22 protein-coding genes are annotated in these 18,708 nt (G+C 63.6%); 10 read left to right on the forward strand and 12 right to left on the reverse strand.

Going from position 1 to position 18,708, the window contains the following annotated elements:
- Window positions 1–5: 5 nt before the first annotated feature.
- Together ACSBM8_RS16845 and ACSBM8_RS16850 are read right to left on the reverse strand one after the other, a co-directional pair.
- Window positions 6–365 (reverse strand): DUF1428 domain-containing protein, encoded by a 360-nt coding sequence (locus tag ACSBM8_RS16845; protein WP_442679145.1) that lies wholly within the window; start codon window positions 363–365, stop codon window positions 6–8.
- A gap of 32 nt (window positions 366–397) precedes the next feature.
- A complete protein-coding gene (locus ACSBM8_RS16850; protein WP_442679146.1) occupies window positions 398–1,063 on the reverse strand; it encodes a glutathione S-transferase family protein in 666 nt (221 codons plus the stop codon).
- A gap of 146 nt (window positions 1,064–1,209) precedes the next feature.
- Between ACSBM8_RS16850 and ACSBM8_RS16855 the strand changes: the two genes are divergently transcribed.
- The 3 genes from ACSBM8_RS16855 to cobT all read left to right on the forward strand — a co-directional run bounded on the left by ACSBM8_RS16855 (window position 1,210) and on the right by cobT (window position 4,741).
- Window positions 1,210–1,836, forward strand: coding sequence for a winged helix-turn-helix transcriptional regulator (locus ACSBM8_RS16855; RefSeq protein ID WP_442679147.1), 627 nt, complete (start codon window positions 1,210–1,212; stop codon window positions 1,834–1,836).
- 74 nt (window positions 1,837–1,910) lie between these two features.
- Entirely contained in the window at window positions 1,911–2,915 is a 1,005-nt protein-coding gene (gene cobS, locus ACSBM8_RS16860; RefSeq protein ID WP_442679148.1) for a cobaltochelatase subunit CobS, read from the forward strand.
- Window positions 2,915–4,741 carry a cobaltochelatase subunit CobT gene (gene cobT, locus ACSBM8_RS16865; protein ID WP_442679149.1) on the forward strand — a complete coding sequence of 609 codons (1,827 nt, stop codon included), beginning with the start codon at window positions 2,915–2,917 and terminating at the stop codon, window positions 4,739–4,741. The genes cobS and cobT overlap by 1 nt, the downstream gene beginning before the upstream one ends.
- A 23-nt stretch (window positions 4,742–4,764) precedes the next feature.
- On the opposite strand, the gene ACSBM8_RS16870 is transcribed toward cobT, so the two are convergent.
- Both ACSBM8_RS16870 and rpmB read right to left on the reverse strand, forming a co-directional pair.
- Complete coding sequence (locus tag ACSBM8_RS16870) at window positions 4,765–5,133, reverse strand: hypothetical protein (protein ID WP_442679150.1); 369 nt, start codon at window positions 5,131–5,133, stop codon at window positions 4,765–4,767.
- Window positions 5,134–5,255: 122 nt separating this feature from the next.
- Window positions 5,256–5,543, reverse strand: a complete 288-nt coding sequence (gene rpmB, locus ACSBM8_RS16875; RefSeq protein ID WP_116091154.1) for a 50S ribosomal protein L28 — start codon at window positions 5,541–5,543, stop codon at window positions 5,256–5,258.
- Between the two features lie 142 nt (window positions 5,544–5,685).
- Here rpmB and ACSBM8_RS16880 point away from each other — a divergent pair, with 142 nt between their 5' ends.
- Genes ACSBM8_RS16880 through ACSBM8_RS16890 form a run of 3 tightly spaced genes read left to right on the forward strand, consistent with a single transcriptional unit; the run spans window position 5,686 to window position 6,611 of the window.
- Window positions 5,686–5,943: a hypothetical protein gene (locus ACSBM8_RS16880; protein ID WP_442679151.1), complete on the forward strand. Its 258-nt coding sequence runs from the start codon at window positions 5,686–5,688 to the stop codon at window positions 5,941–5,943.
- Window position 5,944: 1 nt separating this feature from the next.
- Window positions 5,945–6,133, forward strand: a complete 189-nt coding sequence (locus ACSBM8_RS16885) for a YqaE/Pmp3 family membrane protein (RefSeq protein ID WP_442679152.1) — start codon at window positions 5,945–5,947, stop codon at window positions 6,131–6,133.
- Between the two features lie 25 nt (window positions 6,134–6,158).
- A complete protein-coding gene (locus ACSBM8_RS16890; protein ID WP_442679153.1) occupies window positions 6,159–6,611 on the forward strand; it encodes a nucleoside deaminase in 453 nt (150 codons plus the stop codon).
- Here ACSBM8_RS16890 and ACSBM8_RS16895 read toward each other — a convergent pair whose 3' ends face one another.
- The 4 genes from ACSBM8_RS16895 to ACSBM8_RS16910 all read right to left on the reverse strand — a co-directional run bounded on the left by ACSBM8_RS16895 (window position 6,612) and on the right by ACSBM8_RS16910 (window position 10,900).
- Window positions 6,612–7,001: a response regulator gene (locus tag ACSBM8_RS16895; protein ID WP_442679154.1), complete on the reverse strand. Its 390-nt coding sequence runs from the start codon at window positions 6,999–7,001 to the stop codon at window positions 6,612–6,614.
- Window positions 7,002–7,019: 18 nt separating this feature from the next.
- Entirely contained in the window at window positions 7,020–9,347 is a 2,328-nt protein-coding gene (locus ACSBM8_RS16900; RefSeq protein WP_442679155.1) for a tetratricopeptide repeat-containing sensor histidine kinase, read from the reverse strand.
- 240 nt (window positions 9,348–9,587) lie between these two features.
- A complete protein-coding gene (locus ACSBM8_RS16905; RefSeq protein WP_442679156.1) occupies window positions 9,588–9,818 on the reverse strand; it encodes a hypothetical protein in 231 nt (76 codons plus the stop codon).
- A 134-nt stretch (window positions 9,819–9,952) separates the two neighbouring features.
- A complete protein-coding gene (locus ACSBM8_RS16910; RefSeq protein WP_442679157.1) occupies window positions 9,953–10,900 on the reverse strand; it encodes an EAL domain-containing protein in 948 nt (315 codons plus the stop codon).
- A 202-nt stretch (window positions 10,901–11,102) separates the two neighbouring features.
- On the opposite strand from ACSBM8_RS16910, the gene ACSBM8_RS16915 reads away from it, so the two are divergent.
- On the forward strand, window positions 11,103–11,513 hold the full coding sequence (locus ACSBM8_RS16915; protein WP_442679158.1) for a hypothetical protein: 411 nt from the start codon (window positions 11,103–11,105) through the stop codon (window positions 11,511–11,513).
- A gap of 179 nt (window positions 11,514–11,692) precedes the next feature.
- On the opposite strand, the gene ACSBM8_RS16920 is transcribed toward ACSBM8_RS16915, so the two are convergent.
- The 3 genes from ACSBM8_RS16920 to ACSBM8_RS16930 form a co-directional block, all read right to left on the reverse strand.
- Window positions 11,693–12,109, reverse strand: a complete 417-nt coding sequence (locus ACSBM8_RS16920; protein WP_442679159.1) for a DUF2141 domain-containing protein — start codon at window positions 12,107–12,109, stop codon at window positions 11,693–11,695.
- Window positions 12,106–14,025, reverse strand: coding sequence for a 1-deoxy-D-xylulose-5-phosphate synthase (dxs, locus tag ACSBM8_RS16925; protein ID WP_442679160.1), 1,920 nt, complete (start codon window positions 14,023–14,025; stop codon window positions 12,106–12,108). The genes ACSBM8_RS16920 and dxs overlap by 4 nt, the downstream gene beginning before the upstream one ends.
- Window positions 14,026–14,099: 74 nt before the next feature.
- Complete coding sequence (locus ACSBM8_RS16930; protein WP_442681628.1) at window positions 14,100–14,567, reverse strand: Fur family transcriptional regulator; 468 nt, start codon at window positions 14,565–14,567, stop codon at window positions 14,100–14,102.
- 82 nt (window positions 14,568–14,649) lie between these two features.
- Here ACSBM8_RS16930 and ACSBM8_RS16935 point away from each other — a divergent pair, with 82 nt between their 5' ends.
- The 3 genes from ACSBM8_RS16935 (at window position 14,650) to rpsI (ending at window position 17,012) form a co-directional block, all read left to right on the forward strand.
- Window positions 14,650–15,690: a COX15/CtaA family protein gene (locus ACSBM8_RS16935; protein ID WP_442679161.1), complete on the forward strand. Its 1,041-nt coding sequence runs from the start codon at window positions 14,650–14,652 to the stop codon at window positions 15,688–15,690.
- 270 nt (window positions 15,691–15,960) lie between these two features.
- Window positions 15,961–16,440 carry a 50S ribosomal protein L13 gene (rplM, locus tag ACSBM8_RS16940; RefSeq protein WP_442679162.1) on the forward strand — a complete coding sequence of 160 codons (480 nt, stop codon included), beginning with the start codon at window positions 15,961–15,963 and terminating at the stop codon, window positions 16,438–16,440.
- Entirely contained in the window at window positions 16,440–17,012 is a 573-nt protein-coding gene (gene rpsI / locus ACSBM8_RS16945; RefSeq protein ID WP_442679163.1) for a 30S ribosomal protein S9, read from the forward strand. The genes rplM and rpsI overlap by 1 nt, the downstream gene beginning before the upstream one ends.
- Before the next feature lie 186 nt (window positions 17,013–17,198).
- On the opposite strand, the gene ACSBM8_RS16950 is transcribed toward rpsI, so the two are convergent.
- The gene (locus tag ACSBM8_RS16950) at window positions 17,199–18,563 is read right to left on the reverse strand and encodes a porin (RefSeq protein WP_442679164.1); all 1,365 of its coding nucleotides are present in this window, start codon (window positions 18,561–18,563) and stop codon (window positions 17,199–17,201) included.
- Window positions 18,564–18,708 lie beyond the last annotated feature (145 nt).

Below are 18,708 nucleotides of genomic sequence, written 5' to 3' on the forward strand. Positions count from 1 at the left end.
CTCCTTCAGCTCGCGTGCGTGTCCAGCACCACGTCAAATCCGCCGACGATCATCCGGCGCATATCGAACGGCATTTCGCCCAGGGATTGCATCCGCGGGTCGTCCATCACCTTCGCCATGCCGGCGTCCCGGACGTCTTTCGACGGCCAGACGATCCAGGAGAAGGCGATCGTCTCGCCATCCTCTGCGGCTACGGCACGGTAGAAGTCGGTGGCTTTGCCATGCGGCACGTCGTCGCTCAGACTCTCGACCACCTGCAGGGCGCCATGCTCCAGGAAGATCGGGGCCGCTGCCGTCGCCGTGACCTTGTAAGCATCCCGTTTGCCACGGAAAACGGGCAGGACGAAGCCGTCGATATAGGCCATGTTCCCTCTCCTCTGTGATATGCTGCTCTCGTTCAGGCGGCGAGCGGCGGCGTCGTATCAAAGTCGGCGAGATGCGCTGCCAGAGCGCGCCGGAAGGCCGGTCGTGCCTGACACCGCGCCACATAGGCCTCCAGCGTCGGGTAATCGGCGAGCAGGCTGGTGCCCGTGAGACCGCGCAGCACGCAAACCATCATCAGATCGCCGGCGGTGAAGAGCCCCTCCAGATACGGCTGGTCGCCCAGGCGTTGCGAGAGGTCCGCAAGCCGGCTGCGAACGCGCGCCTCACTGATCGGGCGGCGCGCCTCCGCCCACGGCTGGTCGGCTTCAAATATATTGACGAGGCCCAGATCCTGGATGGCCGGCTCAACCGAGGTCATTGCGGCGAATACCCATTGCTCCGCGGCGGCGGCCTGCGCAGGATCATCCGGCAGCAGGCCCGTCCTGGTACGGGCAATATGGAGCAGGATCGCACCCGATTCGAACATCGTGAACCCGTCCTGCTCATAGGTCGGGACTTGTCCGAAGGGCTGAAGACAACGATGCTCGGCCGCCTTGACGCTGATGCCATCGACCAGGCGGACCTGGTAAGGTTGCCCCACTTCCTCCAGCGCCCAGCGGACGCGCATGTCGCGTACCACCCCACGCGCAAAATCGGGGACCCAGCGAAAAGCCGTGATTACAGGAAGGGGGTCGGACATCCTCTTCTCCCATCGTCGTTCGTTGGCGAGCGAATCGGCCCGCTTGAAGATGATGCGTCAAAGAGTTATAAAAAACAACTGTGGAGTTAGTTAAAATAACCAAGAAGCAAGTCAGTGCAGGTCGCTTGTATGACGACGCATGCGGAATGGCGTTTGCGCTCGAGCTCGTTGGCGAGCGATGGGTACCTCTGATCCTGCGCGAACTGATGTTCGGCCCGCGCCGCTTCAGCGAGCTGCGCCGCGGTCTGCCCGCCATCAGCGCCAACGTTTTGACGCAGCGACTGGAGTCGCTCGAGAGCAACGGCATCCTCGTCCGCCGCCGCCTGCCGCCACCAGCATCGGTGCAAGTCTACGAGCTGACGCCATGGGGGTATGAGAGCGAGGATGCGCTCGCGTCGCTCGGGCGCTGGGCCGTGCGTTCGCCGCTCCACGATCCGCGCCTGCCGCTCAGCGGCGCGTCGCTGATGATGTCCTTCCGAACCATGATCGATCCCGCGCGCGCGGCAGGCATTGATGCCGCCATCGGCTTTCAGATCGGACCCGATCCGTTTTCGACCCATCTTTGCGATGGCCGGATGGCGGTCGCACGGGCCGAGGCGACCGATCCGGCCCTCGTGATGCGGAGCGAGGAAGCGCGCAATATCGCTGCGGTCGTCTACGCGGGTGAGCCGCTGACGAAGCTGGAGCAGGCCGGGCTGCTGCAGGTGGAAGGCAATCGCGCGCTGGCGGAACGGTTCGTCACCTTATTCCCTTTACCGCCAAAGGTGGTTTGATCGCCGTTGCGGGCGGAGCAGCGACCCTTTACCGCCGTTCCGACTCCTACATCGCTGCAATACCGAGATTTGCCATGGCCGACTTGTCCAATATCCAGCCCGATAGCCGTTCCGACACGGTGATGGATGCGCCCGATCAGATGAAGAAGGTGCGCGATGTGTTCGGCATCGACTCCGACATGGAGGTGCCCGCTTTCTCCGAGGCCGATGAGCGCGTTCCCGATCTCGATCCGGCCTATGTGTTCGATCCGGATACGACGCTCGCCATCTGCGCCGGCTTTGCGTTCAACCGCCGCGTCATGATCCAGGGCTATCACGGCACCGGCAAGTCGAGCCATATCGAGCAGGTCGCCGCGCGCCTCAACTGGCCGATGATCCGCATCAACCTCGACGCGCATATCAGCCGCATCGATCTGGTCGGTCGCGACGCGATCGTGCTGCGCGACGGCCAGCAGGTCACCGAATTCCGCGAAGGCCTGCTGCCCTGGGCGCTGCAGACGCCGTCGGCTCTGGTGTTCGACGAATATGATGCGGGCCGCCCGGACGTGATGTTCGTGATTCAGCGCGTTTTGGAGACCGAGGGCAAATTGACGCTGCTCGACCAGAATCGCGTGATCCGCCCCAATCCCTATTTCCGGCTGTTCGCGACCTCGAACACGGTCGGCCTCGGCGATACGACCGGCCTCTATCACGGCACCCAGCAGATCAATCAGGGGCAGATGGATCGCTGGAACATCGTCGTCACGCTCAATTATCTGCCCGCCGCGATCGAGGCGCAGATCGTGCTCGCCAAGTCGGGCGAATATGACAAGCCGGACGGCAAGAAGACGGTCGAGAATATGGTGAAGGTCGCCGACCTGACCCGTCAGGGCTTCATGGCGGGCGATATTTCGACCGTGATGAGCCCGCGCACCGTGATCTCGTGGGCGCAGAATACGCTGATCCTGGGCGATATCGGCTTCGCGTTCCGGCTGTCCTTCCTCAACAAATGCGATGAGGCCGAACGGCCGCTGGTCGCCGAATATTATCAGCGCGTATTCGGCAAGGACCTTCCCGAAAGCATCGTCGGCAAGGCCTGATGGCCGAGCAATCGCCTCTCGATGGATTGCGCGCGGTGCTGGCCGGCACCGCGCGCGCCATGGCGCATGAGCCCGATCTGGAGCTCAGCTTCACGACCGAGGCGCCGTCGGCCTCGCTCAAGCAATTGCGGGTTCCGATGCCCGGCCGCAACCTGCCGCGTGAGCAGGTTGCGGAGGCGCGCGGCTTCGCCGACAGTTTTGCGCTGCGGGAGCGGCATCATGACGCGAAATTGCATGCGCGCGGCGCGCCGGCGGACGCAACCGCCAGGCTGGTGTTTGACGCGGTCGAGCAGGCACGCGTCGAGGCCTTGGGCGCACGCGCAATGGAAGGCGTCCGCGCCAACCTGACCTACGCCTTGGAGATGCGCCTGCGGTCCGATCCGCTCACACGCGCCCGCAATCGCGCGGAGGTGCCGCTGGCGTCTGCGCTGGCGCTGCTGGTGCGCGAGCGGCTGACCGGGCAGAAGCCGCCGGTGATCGCCGAGGGCGGTATCGCGCTCGTCCGGGAATGGATTGAGGACAAGGCCGGCGCCGATCTCGACGCGCTCGGCCTGACGCTGGACGATCAGGGCGCCTTCGCCCGGCTGGCAACGCGCCTGCTGGAAGATCTCGAACTTGTCGAGGCGCAATCGGAAGCGACCGAGCCGGAGGAGTCGAGTGCGGAGGAAGGCGAGCAGCCCGAGGAGGGCGAGAATAGCGAGGACGGCGACGACGATCAGACGGGCGGCCAAAGCGATGGCCAGATGGACGTGCGTTCCGAAACTTCGGAAGGCGACGATCAGAATGAGTCGCGCGAGTCTGACGAAGGCGAGTTCGAGGGCGACGGCCAGGAAGGGGACCAGGGCGACGAAGGCATGCAGCCGGTGCGGCCCAACCGCCCCACCGCCGACACACCCGGATTCCTCGAATATAAAGCGTACACGACCCGCTTCGATGAGGTCGTGACCGCCAGCGAACTGTGCGACGAGGAAGAGCTGACGCGGCTGCGCGCCTATCTGGACCAGCAATTGGTGCATCTGCAGGGCGCGGTGACCAAGCTTGCCAACCGCCTGCAGCGGCGCCTGATGGCCCAGCAAAGCCGATCCTGGGAATTCGATCAGGAAGAGGGATTGCTCGACGCGGCGCGGCTGGCGCGTGTCGTCGCCAGCCCCACCCATTCGCTTTCCTACAAGATTGAGCGCGACACCGACTTTCGAGACACCGTCGTGACCTTGTTGATCGACAATTCCGGATCGATGCGCGGCCGGCCGATTTCCATCGCGGCGATATCGGCCGACATCATGGCGCGGACGCTGGAACGCTGTGGCGTGAAAGTGGAGATTCTGGGTTTCACCACCCGCGCGTGGAAAGGCGGCCAAGCGCGGGAGGCCTGGCTGCAGGCGGGCCGTCCGGCCGCGCCCGGGCGGCTCAACGACCTGCGCCATATTGTTTATAAGCGCGCCGACGAGCCGTATCGCCGCTCGCGCAAGAGCCTTGGCCTGATGATGCGCGAAGGCCTGCTGAAGGAGAATATCGACGGCGAAGCGCTGTTGTGGGCGCATGGCCGTCTGGTCGCGCGATCCGAAGAGCGGCGTATCCTGATGGTCATCTCCGACGGTGCGCCGGTCGACGACTCGACCTTGTCGGTCAACAGCGGGTCATATCTGGAAAAGCATCTGCGCCAGGTCATCGCCTGGATCGAAACCAAATCGCCGGTCGAGCTGGTTGCGATCGGCATTGGGCACGACGTCACCCGCTATTATGCACGGGCGGTCACGATCATGGACGCGGAACAGCTGGGCGGGACGATGGTGGAACAATTGGCCGGATTGTTCGACGCCGCCTGACCGGCGCGCCCGCAATTGGCACGTCAGCAGTCGCGTTCGGCCTCATTATCGACCGGCACGCGGCCATCGCCGCCCGCCCAGATGCCCGCGCTGTTATTGCCGCGATGGCCCACGGCGGCGTTGCCCAGCAGGCCGCCGGCAATGGCGCCCAGCAGCGTTCCGCCCGAACTATGGTTGCAGCGCCGCGCAACGGCCGCCTCGCGCCTTGCCGGGTGGCGCAGGCCCGCATCCGTCTCGCGCCGATCATTCATTCGTTCAGACGCGTCGGCAGGACGGCCGATGCGCGCCGATTCGATATAGGTGGCCCGGTGTTGGGAATAGGTGACCGCCGGCACGACTGTAGCCGCCGCGACAAGCGCGACGGCCACCCGTCTGATGGTCTTTGGAAACATCGCCACATCCTCGTACACATGGCGTTACATCCGCCGTGCCGAGTTTATGGAGCCGTACCGCTGAGGCGATACTGAATGCCGGTGTTAGGCGCGGTTAACCTTGCGCGGTAACCGGCAGCCGCTCAGGCGGCGACCGAGGCTTTCTCGATCTCGCGCTTCAGGCGGCGCGCACGCAGCGACAGCGTCTCGCCCTTGGCCTTCAGCAGCCAATTGTCGAGGCCGCCGACATGCTCGACCGAACGCAGGCCATGCGTCGACACGCGCAGCTTCACGCCCTTGCCGAGCTTGTCTGAGATCAAGGTCACGTTCTGCAGATTCGGCAGAAAGGTCCGCTTGGTCTTGTTGTTGGCGTGGCTCACATTGTGGCCCACCTGCCGGCCCTTGCCGGTCAGCTCGCAAATACGCGACATGCGCTGAAATCCCGAAATCGATGGTCTGGAAAGAGCGGCCGGATAACGACAACCGGCTTCTTCGTCAAGAAGGCTGGTTCCGATCGGATGCAACCGAGTGGGTTAACGCACGTTAGCCGATCACAATTAACAGGAGCATCCGATGCGAGCGATCGTAACTATATTGGCCATCGTTGTCGTGATCGGCATCATCGCGGTAGCGACCGGGTTCGTTAACCTGCGCGGAACGTCTGGCACGCTGCCCAAGGTCAGCGTTCAGGGTGGGCAGGCGCCTGCTGTGTCCGCGGATGTCGGCAGCATCGACGTGGGCACGAAGAATACGACGGTTGACGTCCCCAAGGTGGAGACAACCAAGAAGACGGTCGCAGTGCCGACGGTAGCCGTGCACAAGGCCGACTAACATGCTCGCCAATGCCAGCCCGGCAGCACTGATCGCGGCGATCCTGCTGCCGCCGCTGGGCATATATCTGGCACGCGGCATAGGCCCGGCATTCTGGATCGGGACCGTCCTGACGGTCCTGTTCTGGGTGCCGGGCATCCTCTTCGCCCTCGCTGTCATCCTGCGGCCGGACCTGCTGGCTCGCGCCTGAGCGCGACGGCCGTTATGGCGTGGCGATGCGCATGCCCCTGCCGCCCCCGATGCGCATTGCGCTGGACCTTGCGGCGGAGGCCGCCGCAGCGGGCGAAGTGCCAGTCGGCGCGGTCGTGACGCTGGACAATGCCGTTGTCGCGACATCGGCCAACATGATGGTCATGGCCAACGATCCCACGGCCCATGCCGAGATCGTCGCGATTCGGCGCGCGGCCGAGCAATTGGGCCGACCCCGTCTCGACCGCTGCGATCTGTGGGTGACGTTGGAGCCCTGCGCCATGTGCGCGGGCGCGATCGCCCATGCGCGCATCGCCCGGCTCTATTATGGCGCGGACGATCCCAAGGGCGGCGCCGTACTCCATGGCCCCCGCTTTTTCGCGCAGCCGACATGCCATCACCGGCCGGAGCTGTATGCCGGCATCGGCGGCGAAGAAGCGGCCCAGCAGCTGCGGACCTTCTTCGCAGCGCGCCGCTGATCAGTTGAGCATCATCCGGCTGTTGCCCCGCGCGATCAACCGCCCGATCGCGTCGAACAGCTTGTTCATCGCGACCGGCTTCAGGATCACCTCGTCAGCGCCTTGATCGATACAATCGCGGCATATGTCGAGTGCGGTGTCGGCCGTTACGACAATCACCGGAACATTGGCTTTGCCGTCCTGGCGGGCGCGGATGTGGCGAATGGCGGTCAGCCCATCCATGCCGGGCATCCGCAGATCCATCAGCACGATGTCATAATCGTTCGCATCGATCATCGCGAGACCCGTCTCCGCGTCGGGCGCCTCGTCCATCGACGCCCCCGCGACCATCAGCATGTCCCGAACCACGCGGCGGTTCATCGCATCGTCCTCGACGAACAAGATGTTCATCTTACGCCTCCCAGTCGATCACGCCGCGATGTCCCGACTGCCGATAGGATGGCCATAGACTCTATTCATTTCCGAGAGAAGGTCAGGCGCGCTGATCGGTTTGGCGATGACATGATCCACTCCGCGCGCCTGCAACGCGTCGCGTGTCGGCTGATCGGGTTCGCGCATCAAAAGGGTGAAGCGGGCCCCTGCCTTCGCGCAGGCAGCCGCCAGATCCCCGGCGGCATCCGGATCGAGTCCGAGCGCGGTGCCCTCGGCGATCACCCCATCATAGCCGCCCGTCGCGATGGCCTGCAGCGCCTCCTCCATGTCGACCGCGAAATGCAAACCGGCGCACTCGCTCCCAAGCAGGGCCCGCATGATGCCCTGACCGAGCGGATTGGGCTCGATCATCAGCACCTCGGCGGTTGCCAGGCTTACGGCAGCGGCGCGATCCGCCCGCGCGACTTCGACCGCGCCGCGCTCCAGCGGCAGCGTGAGCGTGAACGTAGACCCCGCGCCCAGGGTGCTTTGCACCGCCACGTCGCCGCCCATCGCCCGCGCCAGGCTGCGGCAGATGGCGAGACCCAGCCCGGTGCCGCCGTGGCGCCGCGTCACGCCGCCATCGACCTGGCGGAAGGACTCAAAGATATCCTCCATCCGCTCGGGCGGGATACCGATGCCACTGTCGGCCACGCGGATCACCAGGCGCTCGCGATCGTCATCGGCGCTGTCGGCTTCGGCATAGGCAGCCAGCCGAACCTGCCCGCGATCGGTAAATTTGATGGCATTGGACATCAGATTGAAGATGATCTGCCGCAACCTGACTTCATCGGCGATGATTTTGCCGGGGCATTGTTCAAGATCGAATTCGATGCCGATCCGCTTCGTTTCCGCCTGTCCGGTCCAGACCTGCACCGCGTCCTGCAACAGCCGCTTGAGGTCCATCTCGCCCGGTTGGATCCGCAGCTCGCCCGTCTCCATCTTGGCCACGTCGAGAATATCGTCGACGAGCGCCTTCATCGTCTCGCCGGCGCCGTGCAGCAGCTCGATCCGCCCGCGCAGCGTGGGATCGAGCGCACGCCCGGCCAGGATGACCTGGGTCATGCCGAGAATGCCGTTCAACGGCGTGCGAATCTCGTGGCTCGTCGTGGCGAGGAATTCCGTCTTCGCGGCCAATGCCTTTTCCAGCGCCTTGTTGGTGGTCACGAGCGTCTCATTCGCTGCACGCACCTGGTTCCGACTGCGCCGGATCGACAGGAAGCCGATGAGCAGCAACGTCGAGACCAGTGCCGCCACGCCGAGCATCGCGCGCGTCAGGAAATTGCGAAAACGTGTCGCGGACTCGGTCTTCTCCCGGTCCAACCGCGCAATCTTCACCTCCTGGTTGGCGAAGTTGAATCGCGCGTTCAGCAGGGCAGCGCTCGAGGACGCCGCGAGCGCGCGCTGCTCGTCGTCCAGGCGCCGGAATGCTTCGAAGTGGCTTAAGGCGACAGCCTTGTCCCCCCGCGCACGATAGATCTCATATGCCGTATGATGCAGATCGCGTTGGGTCTCGGCATCATTGGTGTCGCCCGCCGCAAGAGCGCGCTTGATCAGGGCTTCCGCTTGGTCGAGCTTCCCCGCGCGCCAGGCCACGAATGCCGCCACGCCAAATAATGCCGGGCTTTTTCGGGTCGCTGCGTTCGCCCGCGAGACGCCGATCGCGCGAGAAAGGCTCAGTTTCGCTGCGCTGAGATCGCCGGACTCCGCCTGCGCTCTGGCGAGGTTGCGAAGAATCAAGGACTTGGTTGAAGGGTCGCCTGCGACATAGGTCAGCGCCGTCTGATAGGCCGAAGCCGCTTTGCTGAACTGCCCCAGCTGCGAATATGCGACGGCGCGATTATTCTGCGCCGCGAGGATGACGGCGGCGTTCGTTCGATCCGCTTCGAGCGATTGATCGGCATAGCGCAGCGCATTCGCGTAATCCCGCGCATCCAGATACAGCGAAGAAATATATACGAGCGCCTTGGCTTGTTCTCTCGGGTTTTGCGCCCGCGCAAACAAGCCGTAAGCCAGCTGATTATCGCGCAGGGCATCCTGCACCTGCCCCAGCGCCGTCGCCGCTCCTGCGCGCGCCAGCACCAGCTCCCCCCGTATCTCCTCCTGACCATCCACGCCCTGAAGCTCGGCAAGGGCTCTACGGACAACGGCCTGCGTTTCTCTTGGCCTCTTCAGACTCAAAAGAGCCTCGGCCTGCAGCCAATCCGCCGTCGCGTTATCGCGCCTGCGCTGGCTTGTACCGGGTGCGTGGGGAGACGTGAGCGCCTGCGCGGCGCGCAAGGCACCGCGGGGATTGTCGCGAATGTCGCTGCGAATGGCGGCCACGCGCTCATCGAAGGTCGTGCTCGATGAAGTTTGTGCTTCAACGGCCGTCGTCGCGAGAATCAGGAGCGCGGCGCAAAGCCGGATCATCAAACCGTCACCGCTGTTTCCTAGGGTAAGCGGCTCAAGCTAGCGCATCTTACCTGAATGACAATGGCCGGCCCGCACGAGCGGGTTTCGATCGCAACCTGCCGCAAGGAAGAAGCGGAGAAGGGCCGCGGGCGCGGCCCCTCCAAACAAGGTTTAAGCAGGCTTTACGGGACGGATCGTTTCATATCCGGGATTCACCGGGCGAATGGTCTCATAGCCGGGGTTGACCGGACGGATCGTCTCGTAGCTAGGATTGACGGGACGGATCGTCTCATAGCTCGGGTTGACCGGGCGGATCGTCTCATAGGCAAATGCCGGCGCGGCGAAACCGACTGCAAGGGCTGCGACAGTGGTGAAGCCGAGAATCTTGGTCGCCTTGGACATAACGCCTCCATTGTCGCGAGGGCAAAGCGCCTCGCCTTCAGAAGATGAATACCAAATGGCAAGCATCTTCTCAAGCAATATTAATGCGTTATCAAGGTTTCCACGGCGAGCGCCGTGACGTTTGACTCGTTAATTCATCCCGTTTTGCCGCTTCGCGCTAACCAATTGAATCCCAAGGCAGGTTCCGGCGCACGATCCACTCGCGCATCCAAGAACGACCGCAACTCTCCCAATGTCATAGGCATCGCGATTAAGAAACCCTGAACGACATCACAGCCCATAACCTTCAACAATGCCAGTGCTGCGGGCGAATCGACTCCCTCGGCCGTCACCTCCATGTCGAGCGCGTGCGCGAGGTCTATTGTCGATCGCACCAGCAGCGGATCGCGATGGCTGCTGGAAAGACCGCTGATGAACATCCGGTCGATCTTCAGCTCATGCGCCGGCAATTGCTTCAGATAGGCGAGGCTGGAAAGGCCGGCACCGTAATCGTCGATCGCGATCTTGATGCCCGCGTCCGCAAACAGGTGCAGATTTCGCAACGCACCTTCCGGATCGCCGATCATCGCCGTTTCCGTGATCTCGAACCCGATCGGCCCCGATGCCCCTGCTACGGTCGCCAGCGCCCATTCGGCGAAATCCCGATCCGGCAGGACGCGCGCAGAGATATTGACGTTGAACGTCATCGCATGGGCACATGCGGCAAGACTCGCCTGCTCCACGATCGTTTGCCGTATCACCCATTCGGTGATGCGGCGCATCTCGCCTGTCTGCTCCGCGAGGGCAATGAAGTCGTTCGGGCCGATCAGACCCCGGGTCGGGTGGCGCCACCGCACAAGGGTCTCGACCGCGACCATCTCGCCCGAGCGCGCCCGCATTTTTGGCTGGTGGACGAGGAACAGTTCGTTGCGGGATACGGCATGGGCCAGATCATCGGCAAGGCTGGACGGCCCTTCTTCCGCAGCAAGCGGGCGCGCCGGCACGTTTCCGCGCATCCGCCATAATATCAGCGCCGCTGTACTCGCCACGGCGGCAATCACGCCCAACGCGATCGGCAGAAGCAAGGTCAGAACCGATTGCACGTCGCGTCATTCCCCCGGCCGTGCGCCCATTGGCTGCATGGCGATCCATGCCGTCCCTGAGGCGCAGCGACGAAAGAGCGGTAATAGCACGATTATCCGCAAGCCTGAAATTCTTCTCGAGCCGCGGGAACAATTTACCGTTTCGACCATCTACGGCACAGCGCGTGCCGATGCCGCGCCCTGGTGCACTGGAGTTTGCTGGATGCGCACACGTCTCATCAGCCTCGCAATGTTGCTCGCAATCGGCGCCGCACCGGCAACGGCGGCGCGGCAATCGATGCAGGAGCGCGGCGCCGCCGAACTGGCCAAGGAGCTGAAAGGCTTGATCCCCGGCACGCCTGAAAAGTGCCTGTCGCTGTCAAGCGTGGAAGGCTCCCACATCATTGACGGGACCGCGATCGTGTATCGCGCGCTCGGCGGAAAGACCTACGTCAATCGCACGCTCAACCCGGAATTGCTGCGGGAAGACGGCATCCCCGTGCAGTTCGTCTACGGTTCGCAGCTCTGCCGGCTCGATCAGGTGCGGCTGCTCGATCGATTCTCCCGCATCCCGCGCGGAACGGTCGGCCTGGATTCCTTCACACCCTACACCAAGCCGGCCAAGCCGCGCTGAGCGCGCACGCTCAGAGTATGATGACCTTACGTTCATCCGTTCGTGCCGAGTAGCGACCGAGTTGCCCGCAGGGCGTATCGAGGGCGCGTATCGAGGCATTGGTCGTATCTCTCGATACGCGCTCTCGACAAGCTCGATCGCTACTCGAGACGAACGGGTTCTACCAAAGTCATTACGCTCTAGCCGAGGAAGTAGCGTATCTTCACGGCGATGCGCTGACGCACGGTGCCATGGTCGAATGCCGCTACCGTGAACTTGGGCCGGGTGAGGTGGCTCATGGCATCGTTTGAGAAGCCAATGCCCTCACGCGGGATGCCGATCCAATTCTGATCGAGCTTATCGTTCGAGTCCGCGTCGTGATACGCCTGCACCGCATAATGGCCGGGCGGCACGCCGTGGACGACGACCGTCACCTGGCCGACCTTGGCCGGGGTCGATGCGGACCAGGGGCAAGCCTTCATGAAGGTTTCCTTGGGGCACACCATGACACGCACCAGTCCCTGCGCCGAACGGACGCCGGAGACGTCGACTTCGATCGGAGCTTCGGAGGGGGCGGCGGCGGCGGTGAGCAACAGAAGCAGCGGCCACGGCTTCATCCGGCAGCTCCCACGCCGACGCTATTGTGGCGCAGCGCACTCAGCACCGCGGCGACCATGCCATCTGCATCAAGGCCGGCGTCCGCATATTGTTTCTCCGGCTTATCGTGATCCTGAAAGCGATCCGGCAGACGCAACGTGCGGATTTTCAATCCGGCATCGGTCAGGCCCTGGTCGGCGGCCAGCGTCAGGACATGGGCACCAAAGCCACCCGCCGCGCCTTCTTCCACCGTGATCGCCACCTCGTGATTGGTCAGCAGCCGCCGGATCAGCGCCTCATCCAGCGGCTTGGCGAAGCGCATGTCCGCGACCGTCGTGGACAAGCCCTGCGCCTCCAGCCGTTCCGCCGCCTTCAACGCATCCTCCAGCCGCGTGCCGAGCGACAGGATGGCGACCGATTTACCTTCCCGCACCACGCGACCTTTGCCGATCGGCAGCACTTCCGGTGGGTTGGGAATGGCAACGCCGGTGCCGCCACCGCGGGGGTATCGGACCGCGATCGGGCCGGCGTCATAGGCCGCCATCGTATGGACCATGTTGGTCAGCTCGGCCTCGTCCGCGGCCGCCATCACCACCATGTTCGGCAGCGTGCACAGATAAGCCAGGTCGAACGATCCGGCATGGGTCGCTCCGTCGGCGCCCACCAAGCCGGCCCGGTCCATCGCGAACCGCACCGGCAAATTCTGGATCGCGACGTCATGCACGACCTGGTCGTAGGCGCGCTGCAAGAACGTCGAATAAATCGCGCAGAAGGGCTTCATGCCCTGCGCGGCCAGACCGGCGGCGAAGGTGACCGCATGCTGCTCGGCGATCCCGACGTCGAAGGTCCGGTCCGGAAACGCCTTGGCGAACCGATCGACGCCGGTGCCGCCGGGCATGGCCGCGGTGATCGCACAAATCCGCGGATCCAGCGTGGCTTCGGCGACGAGCGCGTCGGCGAAGACATTCTGATAGGAAGGCGGACCGGCCGGGCCCTTATCCTGCTTGCCCGACACGACATCGAACTTCTGCACACCATGATATTTATCGGCCGAAGCCTCGGCCGGCGCGTAGCCCTTGCCCTTCTTGGTGACGACATGGACCAGGATCGGCCCCTCGCCCGCATCGCGGACATTTTCCAGCACCGGGATCAGATGGTCGAGATTGTGGCCGTCGATCGGCCCGACATAATAGAAGCCAAGCTGCTCGAAGAGCGTCCCGCCCATCGCCATGCCCCGCGCAAACTCTTCGCTCTTGCGGGCGGCATCGTGGAGGGGGCGGGGCAGGCGCCGGGCAATCCGCTTGGCGATGTCCCGCAGCCCAAGAAACGGCTTCGAGGAAACGAGCCAGGCAAGATAGGCCGACAGGCCGCCGACCGGCGGCGCGATCGACATGTCATTGTCGTTGAGGATCACGACCAGGCGGTTGCCGGCAGCTTCCGCATTGTTCATCGCCTCATAGGCCATGCCGGCGGACATTGCGCCGTCGCCGATCACGGCGATGGCCTTGCCCGCGCTGCCCGACATCTTGTTCGCAATGGCGAAGCCGAGCGCGGCCGAGATCGAGGTGGAGCTATGGGCCGCCCCGAACGGATCATATTCGCTTTCCTGCCGGCGGGTGAAACCGGACAGGCCGCCGCCCTGGCGCAGCGTACGGATCCGATCGCGCCGGCCGGTCAGGATCTTATGGGGATAGGCCTGGTGCCCCACATCCCAGATCAGAATATCGTTGGGCGTGTCGAAGACATAATGGATGGCGGTGGTCAGCTCGACCACGCCCAGTCCCGCGCCAAGATGGCCGCCCGTCACCGAAACAGCGGAGATCATCTCCTCACGCAATTCTTCGGCAACCTGCGGCAATTGCTCCGGCTTCAATTTCCGCAGGTCGGCAGGCGCATCGATCGTGTCGAGCAAGGGCGTAGAGGGACGTTGGGACATACGAATGAACTAATCTCCGGCTGGACCCTGTCTAGGGCCAGATCGCTCCGGGTGGAAGCGCGGACCTTTGCGGCTCAGTTTGCCGCGCAGTTGCGGCAGCGGCCGGTGACCTCGATAACGGGACGAACCGGCGTGAATCCGGCGCGGTCGGCGGCACGCCGTACGCTATCGGTCAGCACATCATCGTCGATATGCGTCGTTTCCCCGCAGCCATCGCACACCAGGAAAATGCAGTCGTGGCGGCAGGCCGGATGGGCATTGACGACATAGGCGTTGGCGGTCTCGACCCGCTGCGCCAGGTTTTTCGCCACGAACAAATCGAGGATGCGATACACGCTATTCGCGGCGACACGCCGGTCTTCCGAACGGGAAATCGATTCGGCGACATCGTAGGCCGATGCCGGCCGGCCAAACGCCGCCAGGGCGGCAAATACGGTCGCGCGCATCGGCGTCCACTGTTCCCCCGCCTTTTCCAGCGCATGCTGCGCCTGGATGGCAAGCTCTGCGCCGTCGGCAATCCTGTGATCGTGCGTGTGCGCCATCTGTCCCAGATAGGCCGGACGCGCCCTGGCCACAAGTTTGCGCCCGATTGCGCATGCGCGCCCTGCGCGCCATAGCGACCATGTGGCACGCCCTTCCCGCTTTCAGCCCCGCCCCCGCCTGTTGGCCTTATGGCTCTTCGTCGTGGCGGCTATGGTTTTTGCGATCGTCGTCGTCGGGGGAATCACGCGACTGACCGAATCGGGTCTGTCGATCACGGAATGGGATCCGCTGCTGGGCATCTTTCCCCCGCTGAACGCGGCGCAGTGGCAGGCCGCTTTCGACAGTTATAAAGCCATTCCGCAATATCACGCCTTCAATACCGGCATGACGCTGGAGGCGTTCAAGCAGATCTATTTCTGGGAATATATTCATCGCCTGCTGGCGCGCACGATCGGCACCGTGCTCGCGATCGTGCTGCTCGTCTTCTGGTGGAAGAAATGGATCCCCAAGGGCTTTGGCTGGCGCACCGTCCTGATCTTCGCGCTCGGCGGCCTGCAGGGGCTGATCGGCTGGTGGATGGTCGCGTCCGGGCTGCAGGACCGTACCGAGGTCAGCCATATCCGGCTGGCCATCCACCTGCTGGCGGCAATGCTGATCTACGCCGTGTTGATCTGGACCGCGCTGGATTTGCTCGCGCTCTCGAACGGCATACGTCGCGTAAAACTCCGTCTATGGGCCTTTCTGGCGATCCTGGCGCTGGCGCTGCAACTCGTCCTCGGCGCGTTCACCGCCGGATTGCGGGCGGGATATGCCTTCGCCTCCTGGCCAAACATGGGCGATCGGCTATTTCCCTCCGGCGGCTGGGCGGCCGGACAGAGCCTGGCGTTCAATCTCTCCTCCAATCCCATCGTCGTGCAGTTCCAGCATCGATGGTGGGCGTGGGTGGTGGCTATCGCGGTCGTCCTGCTGGCGCTTGCCGCCTATCGGGCCGGACGCCCCGCCCGTGCGCTGACGATCGTCGCCCTGGTGCTGATCCAGATCGCGCTGGGGATCCAGACGCTTCTGAGCGGCGTGGATCTGCCCATCGCCGTGGCCCATCAGGCGACGGCGGCGCTGCTGCTGGCGGCGATGATCTGGGCGGCGCACGGTATTGGGGCACCTCAGCAAATGCGGCGCACTTAAGCTGGTATTATAATACCTCACGAATATGGCGCGGATTTGCTTGACTTTTTGGGGTCGGCGACGCATTTGCCCGTCCGTCGGCGCCGTCAAGAGCCCGATCGTTTGAGGTGAAACGCCCTGCGCTTTGCCGACAACGTGAATCGGGCTCTCATCAATGGTGACCTTGATTCACGCCCCGGGCAAAAGCCCGGGACGATCAAGGTCTTGGGGCGGCGCGATTGTTTTTAGGGCCGCTCCATCGGGTCGCCCATCTATCATAAGGTCATGTCCATGAGGGCGCTCTCGAAGCAGACCAAGTCGGCGACGCCGTCGACGGTCGAAAAGAAATGGCATCTGATCGATGCTGACGGGCTGGTTGTTGGCCGCGTCGCCTCGATCATCGCCAACATCCTGCGCGGCAAGCATAAGCCGAGCTTCACCCCGCACATCGATTGTGGTGACAATGTCATCGTGATCAATGCGGACAAGGTGCGCTTCACCGGCCGCAAGCTTGAGCAGAAGGTTTATTACAAGCACACCGGTTATGCCGGCGGCATCAAGGGGATTACCGCAGCCAAGGTGCTGGACGGCAAGTTCCCGGAGCGCGTGCTTGAAAAGGCCGTCGAGCGGATGATTCCGCGTGGCCCGCTCGGCCGCGCCCAGATGCGCAACCTGCGCATCTTCAAGGGCACCGAGCATGACCATGCCGCGCAGTCGCCCGAACCCATGGATATCGCGGGCTTGAACCGCAAGAACAAGGTGGGCGCATAATGTCCGACACCCGTCAGTCCCTCGCCGATCTGGCGAACCTCACCGGCCAGGCTGCTCCCGCGGCCCCGGCTGCTCCGGCCACCGCTTCGGCGGCACCGGCAGAAGCCGGCACCGAAGAGGCACCCGTTTCCAATTCGGGTCCCGCACCGGAGCCGATGCCCCTGCGTGAGCAGATCATCGACAAGCAGGGCCGCGCTTATGCCACCGGCCGTCGTAAGGATGCGGTCGCCCGCGTCTGGATCAAGCCCGGCTCGGGCAAGATCACGGTCAATGGCCGCGATCAGGAAGTCTATTTCGCGCGTCCGACGCTGCGCCTCGTCATCAACCAGCCCTTCGGCGTCGCCGAGCGTGATGGTCAGTATGACGTGATCGCCACCGTCACCGGTGGCGGCCTCTCGGGTCAGGCCGGCGCCGTCAAGCACGGCATTGCCCAGGCGCTGACCCGCTACGAGCCGGTGCTGCGCGCACCGGTCAAGGCAGCAGGCTTCCTGACCCGCGACAGCCGTGCGGTCGAGCGTAAGAAGTACGGCAAGGCGAAGGCCCGCCGCAGCTTCCAGTTCTCGAAGCGCTAATCTTTCGGCCTTTACCGGCACGCGAAGGGCGGTCCCGCAAGGGGCCGCCTTTTTCGTGTCGGCCGGCCAGGCGTTCGGCGATCGGCATCGCCGTCACGGGCAATGACGCCGTGCAGCAGGGATAGCCGGGCCAAAAGAAAAGGCGGCCCGGCTTCCCGGACCGCCAGGGGGGTGGAGAAGGTCGAATTAGAAGCGGAATTGGCCGAACAGGCCGATTTCTCTGTAACTGCCATGGCCGCCGGTGGGCGTGCCGGTCGGGTTGGGCCCGCCAATCACGCCATTCTGCGTTCCAAATATACCGTTATCCACCGCCTCGTGCTTGTACACCAGCGCGAGATCCACGAGCTTCACCGGCTCCCACTGAATGCCAAAATTGTAATATTGGTCTTTCAAATTGTCGTTGCTGGTTTGGGTCGGCTTGATCCAGTCATAGCGCCCGAAGACGCTCCAGGTCGGGGCAAAATTCACATTGCCGAAAGCGCTATAGCCGTCCGTCGTATCGGTTTCGACGGTGGTGACGTTGTTCCAATTCTTGGAATGATAATATTCAACACCCGCATTCATAAGCTTGTTCTTATAGCCTATCACGGCGTTTTCGCGCGTGGCTGTATGCGGCGTCGGCGTGCCTTGGACATTGTTGCCACGATCGCCGGAATAGCCGCCAATGCCAGCGTAGAAACCGTGATAATTGACCGATATGCGCCCTTCGACATCGACTGACCGCGTCACTTTGACGTTGCGATAGCCGCCGCCATCGACGACCGAGATTTGATAGCTCAACAGGCCTTGCCCGAAATCTCCCAGCACATGGACGCCCCAGTCCGCGGAGATGCCGAAGTTGGTGCGATCGATCAGCGTATTTTCGATATGGCGGTACCCATACGCGCTCTCGGCGAAGGGCACCCACGGCAGGTCGGCGGCGCCCACGCGGATGATCAGCGCCGGGTTGAGCTTCGCCTGCAGATAGGCCTTCTTGACGTAAAAGCCCTTGCCCACGAGCGCAGGAAGGTTCGTGCCTTCGGGGGTGCCGGTCGACGTGAAATTGCCATTGCCGGTCTGCCCAACGACGTTGGACACGTCCATGGTAAGATTGCCCGCGAACACCGGGCTGAACGTGTGATCGACGCCCAGATAGAAGCGCTTGATGTTGAAACCGGTGCCGTTGACGGAGCCCGCCCCGGTCGGCTTCACGCCATTGACCCTGGTTTCGACATTCGAGAAATCGAAATACATCCGGCCGGAAATCGTGGTGGAATCCCACCATTCATTCTTGGTGAAACTCGCCAATTCCGTTTTAACGGTCGCGGGGACAGACTTTGACGCCGCCGTTGCCGCAGTCTGCGCGGCGCTGGCCGCTGATTGGGCTTGCACGGCCTGCGCGACCGCGCTGCTCGCCGCGGATTGTGCCGTATTGACGCTCGCCGTGGTTTGCCGCTGCGCCGCTTCGGTTGCGTTGAGGCGCGCGGCGAGATCCGCCACCTGCTTCTGAAGCGCCTGGATCTGCTTAAGAAGGGCGGCATTGGAGCTTTCCGCCGCGGGAGCGTGCGCCACAGGCCGTGCCAGCAACGGTGAACATGTCAGTCCAAACGCGCAGAGCTCCGCACCGACAATCAGCGATCGACGCAGCAGCATGCGCTATTCCTCCCGGCCGCCCTCGCGAGCAGCAGCAAAAGCCTAGGCAGCTTTTATGACACTT

Origin of the sequence: Sphingomonas sp. ASY06-1R, assembly GCF_052180265.1 — a bacterium.
GTDB lineage: Bacteria > Pseudomonadota > Alphaproteobacteria > Sphingomonadales > Sphingomonadaceae > Sphingomonas_I.

What these genes read in the sequence shown, in the direction of transcription:
- ACSBM8_RS16845 (WP_442679145.1), bottom strand. Translation starts at nt 365, where the DNA reads ATGGCCTATATCGACGGCTTCGTCCTGCCCGTTTTCCGTGGCAAACGG.
- ACSBM8_RS16850 (WP_442679146.1), bottom strand. Translation starts at nt 1,063, where the DNA reads ATGTCCGACCCCCTTCCTGTAATCACGGCTTTTCGCTGGGTCCCCGAT.
- ACSBM8_RS16855 (WP_442679147.1), top strand. Translation starts at nt 1,210, where the DNA reads ATGGCGTTTGCGCTCGAGCTCGTTGGCGAGCGATGGGTACCTCTGATC.
- cobS (WP_442679148.1), top strand. Translation starts at nt 1,911, where the DNA reads ATGGCCGACTTGTCCAATATCCAGCCCGATAGCCGTTCCGACACGGTG.
- cobT (WP_442679149.1), top strand. Translation starts at nt 2,915, where the DNA reads ATGGCCGAGCAATCGCCTCTCGATGGATTGCGCGCGGTGCTGGCCGGC.
- ACSBM8_RS16870 (WP_442679150.1), bottom strand. Translation starts at nt 5,133, where the DNA reads ATGTTTCCAAAGACCATCAGACGGGTGGCCGTCGCGCTTGTCGCGGCG.
- rpmB (WP_116091154.1), bottom strand. Translation starts at nt 5,543, where the DNA reads ATGTCGCGTATTTGCGAGCTGACCGGCAAGGGCCGGCAGGTGGGCCAC.
- ACSBM8_RS16880 (WP_442679151.1), top strand. Translation starts at nt 5,686, where the DNA reads ATGCGAGCGATCGTAACTATATTGGCCATCGTTGTCGTGATCGGCATC.
- ACSBM8_RS16885 (WP_442679152.1), top strand. Translation starts at nt 5,945, where the DNA reads ATGCTCGCCAATGCCAGCCCGGCAGCACTGATCGCGGCGATCCTGCTG.
- ACSBM8_RS16890 (WP_442679153.1), top strand. Translation starts at nt 6,159, where the DNA reads ATGCGCATGCCCCTGCCGCCCCCGATGCGCATTGCGCTGGACCTTGCG.
- ACSBM8_RS16895 (WP_442679154.1), bottom strand. Translation starts at nt 7,001, where the DNA reads ATGAACATCTTGTTCGTCGAGGACGATGCGATGAACCGCCGCGTGGTT.
- ACSBM8_RS16905 (WP_442679156.1), bottom strand. Translation starts at nt 9,818, where the DNA reads ATGTCCAAGGCGACCAAGATTCTCGGCTTCACCACTGTCGCAGCCCTT.
- ACSBM8_RS16915 (WP_442679158.1), top strand. Translation starts at nt 11,103, where the DNA reads ATGCGCACACGTCTCATCAGCCTCGCAATGTTGCTCGCAATCGGCGCC.
- ACSBM8_RS16920 (WP_442679159.1), bottom strand. Translation starts at nt 12,109, where the DNA reads ATGAAGCCGTGGCCGCTGCTTCTGTTGCTCACCGCCGCCGCCGCCCCC.
- dxs (WP_442679160.1), bottom strand. Translation starts at nt 14,025, where the DNA reads ATGTCCCAACGTCCCTCTACGCCCTTGCTCGACACGATCGATGCGCCT.
- ACSBM8_RS16930 (WP_442681628.1), bottom strand. Translation starts at nt 14,567, where the DNA reads ATGGCGCACACGCACGATCACAGGATTGCCGACGGCGCAGAGCTTGCC.
- rplM (WP_442679162.1), top strand. Translation starts at nt 15,961, where the DNA reads ATGAGGGCGCTCTCGAAGCAGACCAAGTCGGCGACGCCGTCGACGGTC.
- rpsI (WP_442679163.1), top strand. Translation starts at nt 16,440, where the DNA reads ATGTCCGACACCCGTCAGTCCCTCGCCGATCTGGCGAACCTCACCGGC.